Origin of the sequence: Rhodobium orientis (assembly GCF_003258835.1) — a bacterium.
Taxonomy (GTDB): domain Bacteria; phylum Pseudomonadota; class Alphaproteobacteria; order Rhizobiales; family Rhodobiaceae; genus Rhodobium; species Rhodobium orientis.
Genome location: NZ_NPEV01000002.1, coordinates 94,755 through 111,980, shown reverse-complemented (window position 1 = coordinate 111,980; position 17,226 = coordinate 94,755). Strand labels below are relative to the sequence as shown.

Here is a 17,226-nt window from a genome sequence, read left to right as displayed (position 1 = left end):
CGACCGCAGAATGATCCGCGGTCGTTTTTGAATTTTCTTCTCGCCCTGGTCCTGGCCCGACGTGCCGAGCCCGCGCCGCCGTGGGCGACGGCGGCGCCTTCGTCCTACAACCGTCCCAACAGCATCAGGATCAGCAGGATGACGAGGATGGTGCCGAGGATGCCCGACGGTCCGTAGCCCCAGGTGCGGGCGTGGGGCCAGGTCGGCAGGGCGCCGACCAGAAGCAGGATCAGGATAATCAGAATGATCGTGGAGACGGTCATGGGTCTTTCCTCACAACAGGATCAGAAGGTTGAGGGCCGACGCCATGGCGAAGGCCGTCGCAACGACCAGCGTGGTCGCAATACGCTCGGCGTGCTCCTCACGGGCCATGCGGACCGCGGCACGCGCGCCGACCGAGGCCGGCATCAATGATACTGGTGTCGAATGAAATGCCTGACGCATGTTCTGCCTTTCCGTCGGTCTGACTGGCTATCAAACGTCGGAAAGGAAGATTGGTTCCGCCTCGAAACGCGTTACGGGCAATTGCCCTATGCGCCGAGGTCCTTGCGGCTGACGGGAAAGCGCATGCGGACCCTCAGACCCTCGGGTGCGAAGTCCAGCGCAACGTCGCTGCCGACGATCTTGTCGAGGCTGCGGGTGATCAGCGTGGTGCCGAAGCCTTTCCGCTCCGGAGGCGAGACGGGCGGGCCGCCCGTTTCCGTCCAATCGATCACCACATCGGTCCCGGTCTCTCTCGCCTCGGCGGAAACGGCTATGTCGACGGTGCCGCCGTCGACCGACAGCGCGCCGTATTTGGCCGCGTTGGTCGCAAGCTCGTGGATGACGAGACCGAGGCCGAGCGCCTCGTCGGGGCCGAGCGAGACGTCATCGCCATGGATGACGACATCCTCGTCGAGCGAGACCGCGTAGGGCGCCATCTGGCCGCGCAACAGGGCAAAGACGCCGACGTCGCCCCATTCCTGGTCCGACAGCAGCGTGTGCGCCGCGGCGATCGCCTGCAAACGTCCGGAAAAGGACATGGTGAAATCGGCCGCGCTTTCTGACCGGCGCAGGGTCTGGCTGGCAAGGGATTGCAGGATTGCCAGCGTGTTCTTCACCCGGTGATTGAGCTCCTTCAGCAGAAGGCGCGTTTTTTGCTCCGATTCCTTGGTCTTGGTGATGTCGACGACGACGCCAAGGGCCGACAGCGGATCGCCGTTCTCGGCCCGTTCGTAGATGCGGCCGAGGCCCAGCAGCCAGCGATCGGTGGACGTGACGTGGAATTCGGACGACCAGTCGACATTCTCGCGGATCGCCCGCTTGAGATTGCGCCGGATGGTGTGCTGGCAATTGCGGTCGATGCGCTCCAGCAGCTTGGCGCCGGTCACCACCTCCTCGCGGGGGAGTTCGAACATCTGGCGCATGGCGACGTCGCAATCGACGACGTCGGTGCGGATGTCCCAGCTCCAGGAAGCAATGTTGGCGGCCCGGAAGGCGAGCGAGTGGCGGGTGCGGGCACGCGACAGGGCCCGGTCGGACGACTTGCGGCCGCGTGCCGCCTCCTTGAGGGTGAAGAGCGAGCCGGCGAGCTTGGCGAAGCGGACCAAGTTCTGGAGCTGGTCGGCCTCCGGCATCGTGCGGGCGACGTTGTCGATCAGGCCGATGACGCCGACATTGCGTCCCTCGATGGTGATCGGCGCGCCGGCGAAGAAGCGGATGCGCGGGCCGTCGGAGACGTGGGGATGGGCGGCGAAGCGGGGATCGCGGGTCGCGTCGGTGACGATGAAGGTCTCACCGGCCTCAAGCGCGATGGTGTAGGCGCTGAGCGCCATGCCGATCGGCCCTTCGGCAAGGTCGATGCCGATCGCCGACTGCAGCCAGGGGCGCTCTCGATCGATCATGCAGATGAAGGCGATCGGAACGTCGAACTCTTCGGCGACGATCCGCGTAATGGTGTCGAAATCGGGATCGGGCCGCTGGCTGCGCAGAACGAACTGCGACAGCACCTGCAACCGGCTCTCGTCGTCGACGATTTTGCGAACGTGGTCGGGAAGATTCCGCAATTCCGGGCACCTTGTTGGGGCGGTCGAAGATAACGCTTGCGTTCCGGGGTCTCGTCCCGCTCCCCCAGCGGCGACTTTTCGGCGGCACGTTCTCTGCCGCCGGGTCGCCGATCACGCTTCGACGTCTCGCTACGCTGGCGTTTTCCTTCTCATTTTCCGGCGACCCGCGAACCCGTGGCCGCATGGCGCGCCACGAATCCTGACCTTGCGGGTTCAACCGTCACGATCTTCGGCCGGATACTCCGACGTAAATTCCAGGAACCAAACGCATGTATCCGCTCGCGGTTCCAGGATCGACCATTTTTTTGGACGCTTGACCAACTTTCTTTATCCATTGGCCGCCACAAGGCCTTTGTCGCCCGGTTCGGAACGCTCCGAGACCTTGTTGAGGGCGTATTCGTCGACCACCAGACGGCGATGGGGATAGGGGATGTCGATGCCGGCCTCGTCGAGGGCCTTCTTGACGGCGGCGAGGATTTCCATGCGGGTGAAATAGGCGTCGGCGACCTTGGTCCACCAGCGGGCCTGGATGTTGACGGAGGAGTCGGCGAGGTCCGACACGCCGGCATCGGGGGGCGGGTCCCCGATCACCGCGTCGAAGGACTTGACCGTGCCGAGGATGACCTCCAGCGCCCGGTCGATGTCGGCGTCGTAGCTGATGCCGAAGACATAGTCGCTGCGCATCACCGGATCGCGGGTCATGATCATGATCGGATTGGTGAAGATCTCGCCATTGGGGATCGACACGTCGCGGCCGTTGAAGGTGCGGATCCAGGTCGAGCGGGTGGAGATTTCGGTCACCAGGCCGGAATGGTCCCCGAACTGCACCCAGTCGCCGATCGAAAAGGGTTGGCGCAGCAGGATCAGGAGGCCGGCGAGGAAGTTCTGCAGGATGTCGCGGAAGGCAAACCCGATGGCGACCGAGCCGACGCCGAGGATCTGCAGCAATTCGGCGGCGCCGACGCTCGGCGCAATGACGGCAACGGCGACGAGCAGCCCGAAAAAGATCACCGCCACATGGACGATGCGGCCGATGGCGATGCCGACGCCCGCCGGCGCACGGGCCGAGACGAGCCTCTTGGCCAGCGCCCGCGCGACGCTCGCGATCACCACCATCATGAGGAACAGGACGATGGCGATGGCGATCTGCGGCAGCATGGCGAAAAAGCCCTCGACCATCCTGTTGACGGTGCCGACGGCCGTCGTGACGGCGGCGGGCACTTCCACGTCGATAAGCTGCTCTTCCATTCACATCCTCGTTATTGTGTTGCAACGGCCGGGAGGCGTCCGGCGAAAACGGGTCGGGTTCAGCGGCGAAGGGCGTCGATCAGTTCGCTCTTGGACATGTCGGACCGGCCGTCAATGTCCAGCTCCTGCGCGCGCTCATAGAGCTCGTCCTTCGTCCACTCCTCATATGGCGGCGCCTTGCCGCCCTTTCTGGAAGGGTGCTGGGAGGGAGAGGCCTGGGCATTGGCGATGCGGGCCGCCTTTTCCTTGGACGCTCCCTTGTCGCGCAGGGCCTCGTAGACCTCTTCGTTCTTGATGCTCGGATTGTCGTTTTTCGGCATGTCAGGCACTCCATTCCTTCGTTTGCAACGAAGAACCCGGCAATGGGTTCCAACGGATCGCCGAACCACGTCGATGTGATGGAACAATCCGTGCAGATGGCCGTTATGCCGGCACAAGAGCGTTCCACGTTCAACAAGGAGATTTCGACATGGCCACCGCCACCCCGACCGGCAACGGCAAGACCGACGGCCCGAGCGCCGCCGAACTCGACGAGCAGATTCGCCAGCTTCGCACCGACATCACCGAGCTCGCCCACACCATGCGCGGCATGGGCGACGCCAAGGCCCGGGACTTCAAGAAGCGCGCCCGCGGCAAGGCCGAGGAAATCAGCGCCGGCGCAGAGGATGCGCTCACCGCACTGACCGACCAGCTGGAGGAGATCGAACGCCAGGTCGGCCGCAAAGTGCGCAAGAACCCGTTCGCCGCACTCGGCATCGCAGCCGGTGTCGGCTTTCTCGTCGCCATGCTGGCCCGCCGATAAGCCTCGCTGAGACCACATGTACAGACTGATCGGGACAGCGGCTTCGCTGGCATCCCAGGACGTCGGCTCGATGGTGGACCGCGCGAAGCGGTCCGCCATTGTCTATGCGATCGCCGCCGTTCTTCTCCTGACCGCCTATGCCTTCGTCATGGTGGTCGTTTACCAATTGCTGGCCGACGCCGTCGGCAGCGGTCTGGACGCGGCATTGCTGATCGCCGGAGCGACGGCACTCGTCGCCATCCTGGCGCTGATCGTAATGGCCCTCGTCAACCGGCGACAGAAGCGGATGGCGGCGCGGCGCAACGCCGCCCGCCGCATGCAGTTGCTTGCCCTGGCGTCGGTGGCGCCGAGCCTGATGCGCTCCAAGCCGCTGCTCATCACCGCCGCGCTCGGTGCGCTCGCCTATTTCGCCCTCAACAATAGCGACGACGGGGACGACTGAGCCGGCCGGCCCGTTCCGATAGAAGGAGGACATGACACATGGCGACCCAAGCCGAACAGACTATCGACAGCGTGCTGAATGACACTTCGCTCAGCCGCGAGCAGATGATCCGGAAGATCAAGACGCTCTATTTCGATGCCCGCGCCCGCCAGCGCGCCGCCACGGAAAGCCCGATGGTCGGCGACGACGGCCTCAACAACGATCTCATGGCCTATGAGCAGGCGCTGGAAAATCTCGGCATCGACGTGGCCTCCATCGAGGACGAAGGTGCGGCAACGCTCTGACGCCGGGAAGAGTGCCTCGTCAAAAAAAGCGGCGGCCGCCTCGCGCGGTCGCCGCTTTTTTTATCGTCGAGAGGACCTCTGGGGTCCCGGCCCGACATTCAGGCGGTCGGTGCCGGCTCGTCTTCGGCCGTATCCGCAGCGACCTCGCCGGTCGCATCCTCCTCGCCGGCCTCCACGACGCGGGTGAGTTCGCCGGGCAACATTTCCACGACGCTCTTGATGTCGTCTTCGACGAGGTCGGCGGCGCGGATCTGGGCGAACAACAGGCTCAGATGGTTCTCCACGATCCCTTGCATTTCCTCGCCGCCGGCATGGTGCAGCCGCGACAGGGAATAGGCCAGGCTCTGGGCCATCAGGATGTTGCCGCCGGCGGCGCGGCGGATCGGATGGAAGGCACTGCCGACCAGTTCCTTCAGGCCGAGCCCCGGCAGGACGACGCGCGCATTGCCCTCCTTGTCCCAGTGCACGGCCATGTTGATGCCTTCGTCAGCGACGGTGGCAAAGGCGCTCGTCAGGCTGTCGACGCAGGCGACCGCGGTATAGGAATCGTTGATGCCGGGCGACAGGGCGCGCAGGGCGATCTCGACCAGAAGCTTGATGGAAAACTGCACCGGGGCCACCTCCGAGCGGGACGGCTCGATAGTGATCAGCTTCAGGAACGCCTCCTCGTCGCCCTCGTCGAGCGGACCGGTGACGGTCGCAAGGGTCTGATCCTTGAGGATGAAGGCGCCATGGGGCAAGGCGAACTCGACGACGAGGTCGTGGGCGGTGGCAAAGTCGATCACCACTTCCATATCGGTGACGCCGATATAGCCGGACCGGGGTGAGGCGATATCCGCGGTCGAGCGTTCGCGGTCCATGTCCTGCTTCTTGCGGCCCTTCTGCTCCCTGGACGCGGCAGCGACCAGGCTCTTCAAAGCCTCGGTCAGCCGGTTGCTGATCTCGGCGATCTCGTCGTCGATGGAAATGCTGCGGGCGACATGGCGCACGAAATAGATGAGCTGGACGACCGAGGCGGCGGCGAGCAGGACCCCGACCGAGATGGTGATCCGCGGCATGAAATCCTCGCTGACGAAGATCAGCGAGATCACCGCATAAAGGAAGGTACCGCCGAGAATGCCGGCGGTGATCTGGTTGACCCAGTCGGTGGTGAAACGCTTCAGGAGCCGCGGCCCGATATTGCCGGCGGCCAGCGTGAACACCACCAGCACCAGCGAATAGGCAAGGCTCAGCGCCGACATGGCGCCGGTGGCGATCACCGACAGCACCGTGCGGGCGCTCTGGGTATCGAAGGGAAAGGTCTGAAAGGCGACGTCGCCGACCCCGAAGAGGTCCTCCAGATAGACGATGACGAACGGCAGCGACCCGATGGTCAGCGCCGTGCCGACCGGGATCGTCAACAGCACCACGAACGGTTTGCGCAGGCTCGGAAGGGTGATCATGGCGCGGGTTCCGGCTGTGCCGGGTCCGTCGCGGTGCGGCCGGGAATGACGGCATCGAGGACGGAGCGCACGATCTCGGCCGGCTTCATGACCGAAAGTTCGCCGGCATGCATGCAGATGTCGACGCTTTCCTCCAGGCTCAAAAGCTCTCCGTCGATGACGCATTTCGGCTGGCGGCGCGTCGGATCGAAATGCAGCCGCACCTGGCGGGAATGCTCCACGGTGACGTCGGGATTCGTGCTCCAGGTGCCGAGAACGGCGTCCTTGGTGAGGCGGAAGCCGTCGCGGCGATTGAGGACCCTGGCCCAGTAAATGCCGAGGAGGCCCTCGTCGAGCGTGTCGGCGTAGGGCAGATGCCCCTCGCCGAAGCGGTTGTTGGAGACGCCGAGCAGGCTGAAGACCTCGTGGCGCTTGCCGCCGTCGGTCTCGATGGTCGCCGGCAGCGCCGGCGGCCGCGCGATCGCGGCGCCGAGGGCGCGGGCGCTGGCGATGATCTTGCCGAACCGGCTGTTGTAGGCGAGCCGGTTACGTATACGCACCAGCCGGGGGTGCAGGCCGACGGAGAACTGGTGCACGAAGGGCCGGCCGTTGGCCGTTGCGATGTCGGCGCCCACCACCGTTCCGGCGGCGATCGCATCGACCGCGGCGAAGATGTCCATGGGCAGGCCGAGGGTGCGGGCGTACATGTTCATGGTGCCGCCGGGCAGCACGACCAGCGTCTTTCCCGCCCGCCAGCACAGGCCGGCGGCACTGGATATGGTGCCGTCGCCGCCGGCGACCGCGATCGCCTCCACGGCATCGTCTCCGGCCGCCCTCTCGAGCGCCCGGGCGAGGTCCCTGCCCCGGACGATATTGCAGTCGATCTCGTGGCCGTTGGCACCGAAACGCTCGCCGAGCCGCTGGCACAGCCCCGCAATGTCGAGGTTGCGCAGGGTACCGCTGTCGCGATTGAGGAGCGCCTTGATGCGCATCGGCCGTCGTCTTTCGTTCGAGGCGGCTCGCAGCCGTCAGATAAAGGGGCGCGGCGTGTCGGAGAGGCCTTCCCAGCCGGCGAGTTCCTGCAGGCCGTCGGGATCGAGCACCTCGCAGCTACTGTCACGCCAGCGCGCAAGGCCGCGATCGGTAAGGCGGCGCAGCGTCTTGTTGGTGTGGACCAGCGACAGGCCGAGGGTGTCGGCAACGTGGCGCTGGGTGATCGGCAGGTCCAGCCTCGTGCCGTCGGCCAGACCCACGGCCATCGCCCGGCGATACAGGAAGGCAAGGAAATAGGCGATGCGTTCCAGGGCCGTGCGCCGGCCGACGCTGAGCAGGTTCTCGTCGAGCATGCGTTCCTCGCGGGCGGCCAGCCACGTCACGTCATAGGCGAGCGAGGGGTGCTTTTCGAACAGCGTCATCATCCGGCCGCGCTCGAAGACGCACAGGCGCAGATTGGACAGGGACTCCACGGAATACTGCATCTCCCCCATCAGGAAGCTCTGCAGGCCGACCATGTCGCCGGGAAACACATAATTAAGAATCTGACGCCGTCCGTCTTCAAGGATCTTGAAGCGGAAGGCGGCACCATCCAAAATGGTGTAGATATGCGCGCTGTTGGTGCCCTGGGAGAAGATCGTCGCCCCCGGATCCGCCGACAACTCGCCGACCTTGAAGCCATCGACGAATGCGAGTTCCTCTTCGTTGAGGTCCCGAAAATGGCTCTTCCGCCGCAACGGGCAGTCAATGCAGTGCGTGCGCTTTGGCCCGGAATTGATTTTTTCCACCTAACTCACTCGTTTCGCGTGCCTGTTGTCAAACGCACCAACGGCCAGCCTGTTCCGGTCCCGCTTTGTGCCCAATTGATGTGTATATGTCTTATTTAAATGACGCGTTCCGTACTTTCCCTGAGAATGGGAGCAACCTGATCAGAAGGATCAACCTGTCCGTTTCAGAAAGGCCCTTTAATGCAACACAGTAGCCCCCAGGCCCTGGTAGTCGACTCCGACTACATCGTGGCATTGGAGACGGAGCGCCTGCTGACGGAAACGTTTGGCATGGCTGTCACCATCCTCAACCCTACCGCATTGGCCGAGCATCTCAAGGAACACGCGTTCGACGGCAACGGCCCGCGACACTACGAACTCGTCGTCTACGACACCGGGCTGCCGGAAAGCCAGGAAATGAACGATGTCGGCGATTTGCACGACGTCGCCGCCCATCTCATGTTCACGACGACGCACGACTCGTTCCTCGGCGGTGTGCCGGGGTTTCCCGGCATTCCGGTCGTCGGCAAGCCCTATGACGTGCGCCTGTTCGAGGACGCGGTCGGCGCGTCGCTGTCGTTCAATCTTGCGGCGAGGCTGAAACAGGACGCGGGCGGCGTCGCCGGACCCGTCAACGGGACTGGGTCGAATGGATCGATGCGGTAACCGCGGCTTCGTGGGGGTCCGGTCCGAAATCGGAGTCGCCGTCGATCTGCATCAATTCCAGTAGGCGCACGCGGGCACGGCTCACGCGGCTCTTGATGGTCCCGACGGCGCAGCCGCAGATCTCGGCCGCTTCCTCGTAGCCGAAGCCGGAGGCGCCGGTGAGGATGATCGCCTCACGCTGGTCCTCGGGCAACTTCTCGAGGGCCTTCTTGAAATCCTCCATGTCGAGCCGGCCGTGCTGCTCGGGGTGCGTGGCCATGCGCTCGGTGAAGGCGTTGTCGGGGTCCTGGATCTCACGGCCCTTCTTGCGCATCTGGCTGTAGAAGTCGTTGCGCAGGATGGTGAACAGCCAGGCCTTCATGTTGGTGCCGGGCTCGAAGCTCTCGTGCTTGGCCCAGGCCTTCACGATGGTGTCCTGGACGAGATCGTCGGCACGGTCGTGTCGGCCCGTCAGCGAGATCGCAAAAGCGCGCAAACTCGGCAACAGCGCGAGCATCTCACGCTTGAAGTCGGGAGAGACGTTGTCCATGTGAGGATCAGCTTCCGCGTTTGCCGGATGCGGCCTTCTCGGCCTCATCCAGTTGCTCGAGAAGGTCGAGAAAACGGTCGGGGATCTGTTCCTGCTCGAGGGAGCTGTACAGCGATTTGAGCTGCCGGCTGATCGCCTCGTTGGGATCGTTGGTCCTGGCCCTGCGGGCGCCGCCTCGCGGCGTGAAGCCTTTGTTGTCGTCGATCATCAAAGCACGTTTGTCCGTTGTGACTTGGTACGCATTCACGGTTCCGCTAGCGTAATTCATCCGAAGGCGAAAAGTTCCGTGACCTCGGAACTTTTTTTCCGGTCATGCGTTTTTGAGCCGACTGGAACACCCTCACGAGTAATGGAGCATGTCCAAATGTCCCTTTCCACCCGTATCGCCGCGCACCTTCCGCACCTGCGGAGATACGCCCGCGCCGTCACCGGTTCCCAGACCTCGGGCGATGCCTATGTGGCGGCAACGCTGGAAGCCCTGATCGCCGACGTTTCGCTGTTTCCCGAGACCCAGAGCGACAGGGTATCGCTGTTTCAACTGTTCACAAGGCTGTTTGGTTCCGCCTCGATCGACGTTCCGCCCGTGGAATCGCCTTTTGCCTGGGAGCAGCGCGCGGCCGCCAACCTGATGGCGATCCCACCGGTGGCGCGCCAGGCCTTCCTGCTCGTTGCCGTTGAGGAGTTCACCCCGTCGGAGGCGGCGACGATCCTCGGCGTGCCGGACGATGACATGGGCACGCTGCTGGAAGAGGCTTCCTCAGAGATCTCGCGCCAGGTAGCGACCGACATCATGATCATCGAGGACGAGCCGCTGATCGCCATGGATATCGAACAGATGGTTGAAAGCCTCGGCCACACGGTCACCGGCATCGCCCGCACCCATGGCGAGGCGGTCGACCTCTATAATGCGACGCAGCCGAAGATGGTGCTGGCCGACATCCAGCTCGCCGACGGCAGTTCCGGCATCGATGCGGTCAACGACATCCTGAAGACGAGCGCCGTGCCGGTCATCTTCATCACCGCCTTCCCGGAGCGGCTTTTGACCGGCGAGCGGCCGGAGCCGACCTTCCTTGTCACCAAGCCGTTCAATCCCGACATGGTGAAGGCGCTGATCAGCCAGGCGTTGTTCTTCAACGAGACGGCCGGGGAAGCCGCCTGACCTGGCACGAAGCGGCGGTGACGCCGCCGTTGCCGGCAGATATTCAAATTGATTCCGGGAATCACGGAACCAAAGCGACGGATCATCCGTTTGGGTGCAGGTACAGAAAACGGAGATCGACTCATGCTTTACTATGCGCTCTTGTTCCTGGTCATTGCTCTTATTGCCGCCGCCCTCGGTTTTGGCGGCATCGCGGGCGCCTCGGCGGGTATTGCGAAGATCATCTTCTTCGTGTTCTTGCTGTTCCTGGTAGTTTCGCTGGTCATGGGCCTGCTGCGTCGCGGATAACGTCCCGCCTGACGCGGCCCTCGGGCCTGGCAACGGAATACGGCAACCGGTCCTCGCCTTCCCGGCGCGGGCCGGTTTTCGTATGGACGGTTTGCAGGCGCAGCCCCTCCCCTGCCCCTACCTATCGTTAGTCATGCGGGCACAAGGTCGGTGGCAAAAGCGCACAAAAAAACCGGGTGCGACGCTCCGCACCCGGTTTCTTAATCAAGCCGTCGTCAGGTCAGTGCCGGGAGAGCCATTCGTCGATCTCACGCTCGGCGTCTTCCTGCGCCTTGCCGTAGCGCTCCTGGATCTTGCCGGCGAGCTCCTTGCGGTTGCCCGCCACGACGTCGAGGTCGTCGCCGGAGAGCTTGCCCCACTGCGACTGCACCTTGCCCTTGAATTGTTCCCAATTGCCTTCGATCTGATTCCAGTTCATTTCGGTCTCCTCTCGTTACGGCAGAGCTGCCGTTTTCTATGAGAGGCAAACGCGATCGGCCCGGGTGCTGTTCCATCCGTTTGCGACGTCATCGCGCAAAATTTTCGGGGACCGGCAGCACCTCCGTGACCACCGGAGCACGTATAGAATCTTTCTTACCGCACAGCTTGAATCTCGATAAAAAGCCGTTGCGCCTTTCTCCCCCATAGCATAATGGAGCCTGGCGGGGGGCCATCACGGATCAGGCTCGTGTACCGATTACTGCCAATTCTCGTTTTCCTGGTCGTCGCCACCATCGGCGCTGCGATGGCGGTTACGATGCACCGCTCCAACACGGTCGCCCGGGAATTGAGGACCGAAGCGACCGCCGACGACATCGTCGACCGGATCGTCGCCCGCCTCGACCAGCACCTGTCGCTGCTCAGGGGCACGGCCTCGTTCTTCGAAGCCATGAACGGCCGCATCGGCCGCTCGGCCTTTCACTCCTATGTCGAGGATCTGGAGATCGACGGCCGCTATGACGGCATCCAGGGCATCGGATTCGCACGCCTGATCGCGACCGGGGACGAGATTCAGGCCGAGTCAGAGATCCGCAACGGCTACGGTGTCGACGTCAAGGTCTGGCCGGAGACCAAGCAGCCGGTCCGCACCCCGATCGTGCTTCTGGAGCCGGAAGATGCGCGCAACAAGAGCGCGCTCGGCTTCGACATGTTCAGCGAAAAGGTGCGGCGCCAGGCGATGGACACGGCCATGCTGACCCAGGAGCCGACGGCCAGCGGACCCGTCGAACTGGTTCAGGAAATCACCTCGCACAAACAGAACGGCTTTCTGGTCTATCTTCCCTTTGCCGGCAAGACGGCGCCGCCGAGCGGGCGCGCCTCCAGCACCTTGCCCTATGACGGCTTCATCTATGCCCCGTTCCGGGCCGGCGACTTCCACACCGCCGTGCTCAGGCGGATGCCGGCAACGCCGTTGCTGATGAAATCCTACGACAAGGCCGACCCGGACCTCGTCTATTTCCGCTCCGAGGGCTACGAGACGGCCCGCAACGACGGAGGGTTCGCGGCGCAGCGCGAGATCGGCATTGCCGGGCGCACATGGGTCTACGAGTTCCGCCGCGCGGTCGAGCCGGGCTTCATCACCGCCAATATCGTGCCGCTCGCGGTGCTTATGGTCTCGTTGCTGCTGGCCGCGACGCTGGCGATCGCCATGCATTCGCAGCGCAAGGCGCTGGCCGCGGCCCGGGCGCTGCACCGGCTGTCGGAAAAAACCCTGCAGGAAAAGGACCTGATGCTTCAGGAGATGAAGCACCGGATCAAGAACTCGATCGCGCGGATGATGGCGATCTCCCGGCAGACGGCGGCGAGTTCGGACACCCTCGACGAGTTCACCAAGTCGTTCACCGCCCGGCTGCAGGCGATGGCGACGGCCCAGGACGTGCTCACCCGCACCCACTGGCAGCATACGGATCTGCGCGAGCTCCTGGTCACCGAGCTCGCCCAGGTGTTCGGCGACGACATCGAGGAAGACCTGATCAAGGGTCCCCCGGTCGATCTCAACGAAACGGCCACCCAGGCCTTCGGACTGACCTTCCACGAGCTGGCCACCAACGCCATGAAATATGGCGGCATGTCCGACGACGGCGGCGAACTGGCGATCGCCTGGACGCTTTCCGGCATCGGCGAGGCCACCCTGGTGCTGGAATGGGCCGAACGCGGTGCGCCGGTGACGGAACCCCAGTCCGCCGGATTCGGCACGAAGCTGATCGACGCCAACATCCGCGGCGAACTGGGCGGCTCGATCGAACGGATCTACGGCGACACGGGCCTGACCATCATCATCTCCGTGCCGAGAAAGGCGATCACCGCCGCCGACAGGAAGTAGCGGCGACAGCGCGCTGGCCGCCGCGTTCGCGGCGGAACTTTCCCGTCTGCCGGTGCGTTGATGGGCATCACGCCTAAAGCGTGTTGCGCTCACAGCCGTGACGCACCGCGCCGAGGTCGGTCGTTTTCGCGCATGCCTCCCAAAACCGGTTGTCGACTTTGGGCGACATGCTTCACAAAGCCAGGACCCTCATGACATATCCGACGCCGAGCCCCACACCGGTCCGACGGCCGGGACAGTCGGCGGTTACCTCCGTCGCGACCGACGCCGCCCGCGTCGCCACCATCTTTCTGGGGTTCGTGGCGCTCGTCGGCGCCTTGCATTTCGCCAAGATGATCCTCGCGCCGGTGGCGCTCGCCGTCGTTCTCGGCCTGATGCTCGGCCCGCCGGCCACCTGGCTGGAGCGCCGCGGCATTCCGGTGGCCATTTCCGCGGCGGCAATCGTCTTCGGCTTCGTCACGCTGATCTTTGCCTCGGTGCTCGCCTTTGCCGTGCCGCTGTCGTCCTGGATCGACCAGTTGCCGGCGATCTGGGCGCGGCTTCAGAGCGAACTTCGCGACTGGCAGGGTCTTTTCTCGGCGATTTCGAGTGCCCAGGAGCAGTTGCGCGAGGCCATGGGCGGCGATACGGCGATGACCGTCACCGTCGACGACGGCGCCCCGATGACCGAAGCGGCGATCATCGCACCGGCGATCCTGGCGCAGATCATCACCTTCCTGGCCAGCATGTATTTCTTCCTGGCGACCCGCGACCGGTTCCGGGCCGCGGTGCTGACCATGTGCGTCAGCCGGCGCCTGCGCTGGCGCGTCGCCCGGGTGTTCCGGGATGCGGAACGCTACGTGTCCAGCTATCTCGTTTCCATCACGCTCATCAATCTCGGCCTCGGCGCCATGCTCTCCCTGCTGTTGTGGGCTGCCGGCGTGCCCTCGCCGCTTTTGTGGGGCGTGCTCGCGACCGTGCTCAACTACGTCATCTATGTCGGCCCGGCGCTCATGGCCGTACTTTTGTTCCTGGTCGGCCTCGCCACCTTCCAGGGGGCGGAGATCCTGCTGCCGCCGGCGATCTTCCTCGGCCTCAACCTGATCGAGTCCCAGTTCGTCACGCCGCATGTCATCGGCCGGAACCTGACGCTGAACCCCTTCGTCGTGTTCCTGTCCATCGTCTTCTGGCTGTGGCTGTGGGGACTGATCGGCGGCATCATCGCCGTGCCGATGCTGCTGATCCTCTATGCCCTTCTCAACAACATCCTGCCGATGCGCGCCTGACGCGTTTGCGGCACGAAAAAAGGCACCGCGCTGGCAGGCGGTGCCGTCAAGTTTTCGGGATCGATCGCCGGCCCGCATGCCAGGGAGACAGGCGGACCGGCAATCCTGCAGGAAGAGATGAGGAATTGTGGCCGGGGCATCGGCTCTACCAACGCCCCGACCGATGAGGATCAGATCGTCGTCTCGGCGACCTTGCCCGGGTGGAACAGCCGGGTCTTGCCGGACGTCTTTGCCTCGTTGTCGTAGACGGTGCCCTTCGGCGCCGAGACGATTTCGAGCTGCTGGCCCCAGGGCGCCATGAAGTAGCACCAGGTGAGGCCGAGATTGGGACCGTCCTCGTAGGAGGTCGGATCGCCGAGCACCTTGACGCCCTTTTCCTTCAGGAAGGCGATGGCGGCGTCCATGTCGTCGACATAGAAGGCGAGGTGGTGGCCGCCGATGTCGCTGTTCTTGGGCGGCTGTTTGGCCTGGTCCGGCGCCTCGTACTGGAAGACCTCCAGGTTGGTGCCGTTGCCGACGCGCATGTAGCGGAACTCGGTGATGACGCAGCGCGGGTCGACGTTCAGGTGCTCGAACATCCAGTCGCTGTCGTCGACGCGGAAGTTGGTCGCGGCCGTATAGAGCGTCTCGGCGCCGAGAATCTCCTCAAAGAAAGTGCAGGCCTCGTCGATGTCGGGGACGGTGAAGCCGATGTGCTCCATTCCGCGCATTCCGGGCATAGCCATGGGGGTGTCTCCTCGTCTTGTCTGTTGTTTCTAGAAGTGCTTTTCGGAAAAGACGGCGTGCTTCTTGTAGGCGCCGCCATTGGCCATCGCTTCGTAGAAGCCGCGATAGACCTGATGCTGATCGTCGTAGAGGCCGGCGAGGTTGTTGTTCGGCTCGAAGTCGCGCTCGATGTGCACCATGGCCCCGACCGCCTCGTCGACATCGGCAAAGGCGCCGGCGCCGACCGCCCCGAGGATGGCCGCGCCGAGTACCGTGCATTCCCGCTCCCAGGTGACGTGCACCGGGCGCTGGAAGATGTCCGACATGATCTGCACGAAGCCGGGGCTCTTGGTGCCGCCGCCGGTGAGCCGCAATTCGGAGATGCCGCCGGCGATGTCGCTGTCGAAGGCATCGACGACCATGCGCATCTCGTTGGCACAGCCTTCCAGCAGCGCCCGCAGCATGTCCTGGCGGGAGTGGTGCAGGCCGAGGCCAAGGAAGCCGCCGCGCGCAGCCGCATCATAGTAGGGCGTCACCTGGCTGGTCAGGAACGAGTGGAACAGGAGCCCGCCGGCGCCGGGCTTGGCCCTGCCCGCCTCGTCGACCATGACGGCGAACGGGCTGGTGCCGCTGTCGCGGCCGAGATTGATCTCGTCGGAGCCGAGGGTGTCGCGCCACCATTTGAGGCAGGCGCCCAGCGCAAAGGCCGCGCCCTCGATGTTCCAGTGGTGCGGCACGCCGTGGCCGCCCCACCACAGGTTCTTGCCCTGAATGCGGTCGAGCGAGTCCAGATGGGCGACCATCACGGCGGCTGTGCCGACGGTGAATTCGGCAAGGCCCTGCTTGATGACGCCAGCGCCGACGGCGGCGCATTGCTGGTCGCCGGCACCGCGGCAGAGCTTGACGCCGGCCGGGATGCCGGTCGCCTCGGAAGCCTCCTTCGACACCGTGCCGACGAAGCCGGTCGGAATGCCGACCGGCGGCAGGCGGTCGCGGGTGATGCCGCACAGGTCCAGGATGCGGTCCGACCAGTCGAGCTTCGATATCTCCATCATGCCGTTGAGGGTCAGCGAGGCCGGATCGGTCTCCCACTTTTCCGCGCCGAGCATGTGGAGGAAATATTCCTGGCCGTTGGCGAACCAGGCGATTTCGTTGAAGAGTTCCGGCTGGCGGTCGCGCAGCCAGGCGATCTTGGAGGCCGTCCACAGCGGGCTGAGCTGCATGCCCGTGTGGTCGTGATGCTCCTCCGGCGAGATGTGCCGGGCGAACTCCTCCGCGTTCTCGGTGGCGCGGGCGTCGTTCCAGACGATGCTCGGCGCCAGCGGCCGCTTCCTGTCGTCGAGCAGGCAGACGGTGCCGCGCTGGCTGGAGAGGCCGACGGACTCGTAGGCCTCGTCCGGCAGGTTCGCCTCAGCCACCGCCTGGCGGCTGGCATCGCAGATGCCGTTCCAGACGGCGCCGAGGTCCTGCTCGCTCCAGCCCGGATGGGGGGATGAACAGGGGTACTCCTTGTAGCCGTGGCCGAGGGCCCTCCCCGCCTCATCGAAAATCATGACGGTGCAACCCGTCGTTCCGGCGTCAATCCCTATGAAAGCTTTGGTCATGGCCTCCCTTTCGATCCATGTCTTTTTTTGCTTCTTTTTCAGGTCGTTCTTTTAGTTATTGGCTCCGGTGCCTCCTTCGGGTGGCGTGGAGCGGGGTGCTTCGAGCGCGGCGATCCAGTCGCTCAGCAGACTGAGAAAACGGCCCCGGCGGATGCGGTCCTCGCGCGACAGGCGCGCCAGGCTTTCCTCCTTGAAGGCGATGACGTCCTCGACGAGGCCGTGGCTGCGCACCGGGACGAGCGCCAGCTCGGTGTCGCCGCTGCCGGTCCAGTCGTCGTTGACCGGAAAACCGTAGGGGATGAGCGCGTCGTTCCAGGTGGCGTCGAGCGCCATCGAGCGGCCTTTCCAGTCGAGCCGGACGATGTTGTGGAAGTCGATGACGCCGGCCTCGGCGATCATCGATTGCAGGTCCGGCGCCATCGTCCCGGAAATCGGGATGGCGGCGGCGAAATCGCCCTCCACCGTTTCGACCCCGGCCGAAAATCCCTCCTGGCGCAGCAGTTCGCGCAACGCGAGATGCTTGCCGGTGCAGGCGCCGGCGCGGCGGGCAGCGACGATCTTCGGGTCGCGCACGCCGTCGGAGAGATAGGTGAAGCGGCGCACGTGGTGGAACAGCGCAACGGCCCGGGCGAGACCGTCGCCCGTTCCGTTTCCCCGGCGTCCCCCCGCGGACGCTGCGCCGTTTCCGTGCGGGTTCATGGCATCG

Annotated in this window: 22 protein-coding genes; 8 read left to right on the top strand and 14 right to left on the bottom strand. The window is 64.5% G+C overall.

Features of this window, described 5'->3' with window-relative positions:
- Positions 1-104: 104 nt before the first annotated feature.
- The 5 genes from CH339_RS01820 to CH339_RS01805 all read right to left on the bottom strand — a co-directional run bounded on the left by CH339_RS01820 (position 105) and on the right by CH339_RS01805 (position 3,613).
- Complete coding sequence (locus CH339_RS01820; RefSeq protein ID WP_111432568.1) at positions 105-263, bottom strand: DUF3309 family protein; 159 nt, start codon at positions 261-263, stop codon at positions 105-107.
- Between the two features lie 10 nt (positions 264-273).
- Positions 274-444 carry a hypothetical protein gene (locus CH339_RS24510; protein WP_170138360.1) on the bottom strand — a complete coding sequence of 57 codons (171 nt, stop codon included), beginning with the start codon at positions 442-444 and terminating at the stop codon, positions 274-276.
- Between the two features lie 86 nt (positions 445-530).
- Positions 531-2,045, bottom strand: a complete 1,515-nt coding sequence (locus tag CH339_RS01815; protein ID WP_111432567.1) for a sensor histidine kinase — start codon at positions 2,043-2,045, stop codon at positions 531-533.
- A 327-nt stretch (positions 2,046-2,372) separates the two neighbouring features.
- Entirely contained in the window at positions 2,373-3,293 is a 921-nt protein-coding gene (locus tag CH339_RS01810; RefSeq protein ID WP_111432566.1) for a mechanosensitive ion channel family protein, read from the bottom strand.
- Between the two features lie 59 nt (positions 3,294-3,352).
- The gene (locus tag CH339_RS01805) at positions 3,353-3,613 is read right to left on the bottom strand and encodes a DUF7218 family protein (RefSeq protein WP_111432565.1); all 261 of its coding nucleotides are present in this window, start codon (positions 3,611-3,613) and stop codon (positions 3,353-3,355) included.
- Between the two features lie 149 nt (positions 3,614-3,762).
- Here CH339_RS01805 and CH339_RS01800 point away from each other — a divergent pair, with 149 nt between their 5' ends.
- From CH339_RS01800 to CH339_RS01790, 3 genes are read left to right on the top strand one after another with little or no spacing between them, the layout of a single operon-like run.
- Positions 3,763-4,095 (top strand): ElaB/YgaM/YqjD family protein, encoded by a 333-nt coding sequence (locus tag CH339_RS01800; protein ID WP_111432564.1) that lies wholly within the window; start codon positions 3,763-3,765, stop codon positions 4,093-4,095.
- A 16-nt stretch (positions 4,096-4,111) separates the two neighbouring features.
- Positions 4,112-4,537 (top strand): hypothetical protein, encoded by a 426-nt coding sequence (locus tag CH339_RS01795; protein WP_111432563.1) that lies wholly within the window; start codon positions 4,112-4,114, stop codon positions 4,535-4,537.
- A 38-nt stretch (positions 4,538-4,575) separates the two neighbouring features.
- Positions 4,576-4,821: a hypothetical protein gene (locus CH339_RS01790; protein WP_111432562.1), complete on the top strand. Its 246-nt coding sequence runs from the start codon at positions 4,576-4,578 to the stop codon at positions 4,819-4,821.
- 98 nt (positions 4,822-4,919) lie between these two features.
- Here the strand turns inward: CH339_RS01790 and CH339_RS01785 are convergent, their stop codons facing one another.
- From CH339_RS01785 to CH339_RS01775, 3 genes are read right to left on the bottom strand one after another with little or no spacing between them, the layout of a single operon-like run.
- Positions 4,920-6,263: a DUF2254 domain-containing protein gene (locus tag CH339_RS01785; protein WP_170138358.1), complete on the bottom strand. Its 1,344-nt coding sequence runs from the start codon at positions 6,261-6,263 to the stop codon at positions 4,920-4,922.
- The gene (locus tag CH339_RS01780) at positions 6,260-7,234 is read right to left on the bottom strand and encodes a diacylglycerol/lipid kinase family protein (RefSeq protein WP_111432647.1); all 975 of its coding nucleotides are present in this window, start codon (positions 7,232-7,234) and stop codon (positions 6,260-6,262) included. Before CH339_RS01780 ends, CH339_RS01785 begins: the two co-directional genes overlap by 4 nt.
- 36 nt (positions 7,235-7,270) lie before the next feature.
- The gene (locus CH339_RS01775; protein ID WP_111432560.1) at positions 7,271-8,023 is read right to left on the bottom strand and encodes a Crp/Fnr family transcriptional regulator; all 753 of its coding nucleotides are present in this window, start codon (positions 8,021-8,023) and stop codon (positions 7,271-7,273) included.
- A 180-nt stretch (positions 8,024-8,203) separates the two neighbouring features.
- On the opposite strand from CH339_RS01775, the gene CH339_RS01770 reads away from it, so the two are divergent.
- On the top strand, positions 8,204-8,668 hold the full coding sequence (locus tag CH339_RS01770; protein ID WP_146610094.1) for a hypothetical protein: 465 nt from the start codon (positions 8,204-8,206) through the stop codon (positions 8,666-8,668).
- Here the strand turns inward: CH339_RS01770 and CH339_RS01765 are convergent.
- Complete coding sequence (locus CH339_RS01765; RefSeq protein WP_111432558.1) at positions 8,634-9,197, bottom strand: RNA polymerase sigma factor; 564 nt, start codon at positions 9,195-9,197, stop codon at positions 8,634-8,636. The genes CH339_RS01770 and CH339_RS01765 overlap by 35 nt on opposite strands.
- 7 nt (positions 9,198-9,204) lie before the next feature.
- Entirely contained in the window at positions 9,205-9,405 is a 201-nt protein-coding gene (locus CH339_RS01760; RefSeq protein ID WP_111432557.1) for a NepR family anti-sigma factor, read from the bottom strand.
- Between the two features lie 156 nt (positions 9,406-9,561).
- On the opposite strand from CH339_RS01760, the gene CH339_RS01755 reads away from it, so the two are divergent.
- Both CH339_RS01755 and CH339_RS01750 read left to right on the top strand, forming a co-directional pair.
- Positions 9,562-10,356 (top strand): response regulator, encoded by a 795-nt coding sequence (locus CH339_RS01755; RefSeq protein ID WP_111432646.1) that lies wholly within the window; start codon positions 9,562-9,564, stop codon positions 10,354-10,356.
- Between the two features lie 123 nt (positions 10,357-10,479).
- On the top strand, positions 10,480-10,644 hold the full coding sequence (locus CH339_RS01750) for a DUF1328 domain-containing protein (RefSeq protein ID WP_111432556.1): 165 nt from the start codon (positions 10,480-10,482) through the stop codon (positions 10,642-10,644).
- 220 nt (positions 10,645-10,864) lie between these two features.
- Here CH339_RS01750 and CH339_RS01745 read toward each other — a convergent pair whose 3' ends face one another.
- Positions 10,865-11,062, bottom strand: a complete 198-nt coding sequence (locus CH339_RS01745) for a CsbD family protein (protein ID WP_111432555.1) — start codon at positions 11,060-11,062, stop codon at positions 10,865-10,867.
- Positions 11,063-11,311: 249 nt separating this feature from the next.
- Between CH339_RS01745 and CH339_RS01740 the strand changes: the two genes are divergently transcribed.
- Entirely contained in the window at positions 11,312-12,946 is a 1,635-nt protein-coding gene (locus CH339_RS01740) for a CHASE domain-containing protein (protein ID WP_170138357.1), read from the top strand.
- Between the two features lie 191 nt (positions 12,947-13,137).
- Entirely contained in the window at positions 13,138-14,211 is a 1,074-nt protein-coding gene (locus CH339_RS01735; protein WP_111432645.1) for an AI-2E family transporter, read from the top strand.
- Between the two features lie 170 nt (positions 14,212-14,381).
- On the opposite strand, the gene CH339_RS01730 is transcribed toward CH339_RS01735, so the two are convergent.
- The 3 genes from CH339_RS01730 to CH339_RS01720 are packed head-to-tail and all read right to left on the bottom strand — an operon-like array spanning position 14,382 to position 17,219.
- Positions 14,382-14,936, bottom strand: coding sequence for a VOC family protein (locus CH339_RS01730; RefSeq protein ID WP_201240859.1), 555 nt, complete (start codon positions 14,934-14,936; stop codon positions 14,382-14,384).
- A 30-nt stretch (positions 14,937-14,966) separates the two neighbouring features.
- The gene (locus CH339_RS01725; RefSeq protein WP_111432552.1) at positions 14,967-16,520 is read right to left on the bottom strand and encodes an FGGY-family carbohydrate kinase; all 1,554 of its coding nucleotides are present in this window, start codon (positions 16,518-16,520) and stop codon (positions 14,967-14,969) included.
- A gap of 51 nt (positions 16,521-16,571) precedes the next feature.
- Entirely contained in the window at positions 16,572-17,219 is a 648-nt protein-coding gene (locus CH339_RS01720; RefSeq protein ID WP_111432551.1) for a hypothetical protein, read from the bottom strand.
- Between the last annotated feature and the right edge of the window lie 7 nt (positions 17,220-17,226).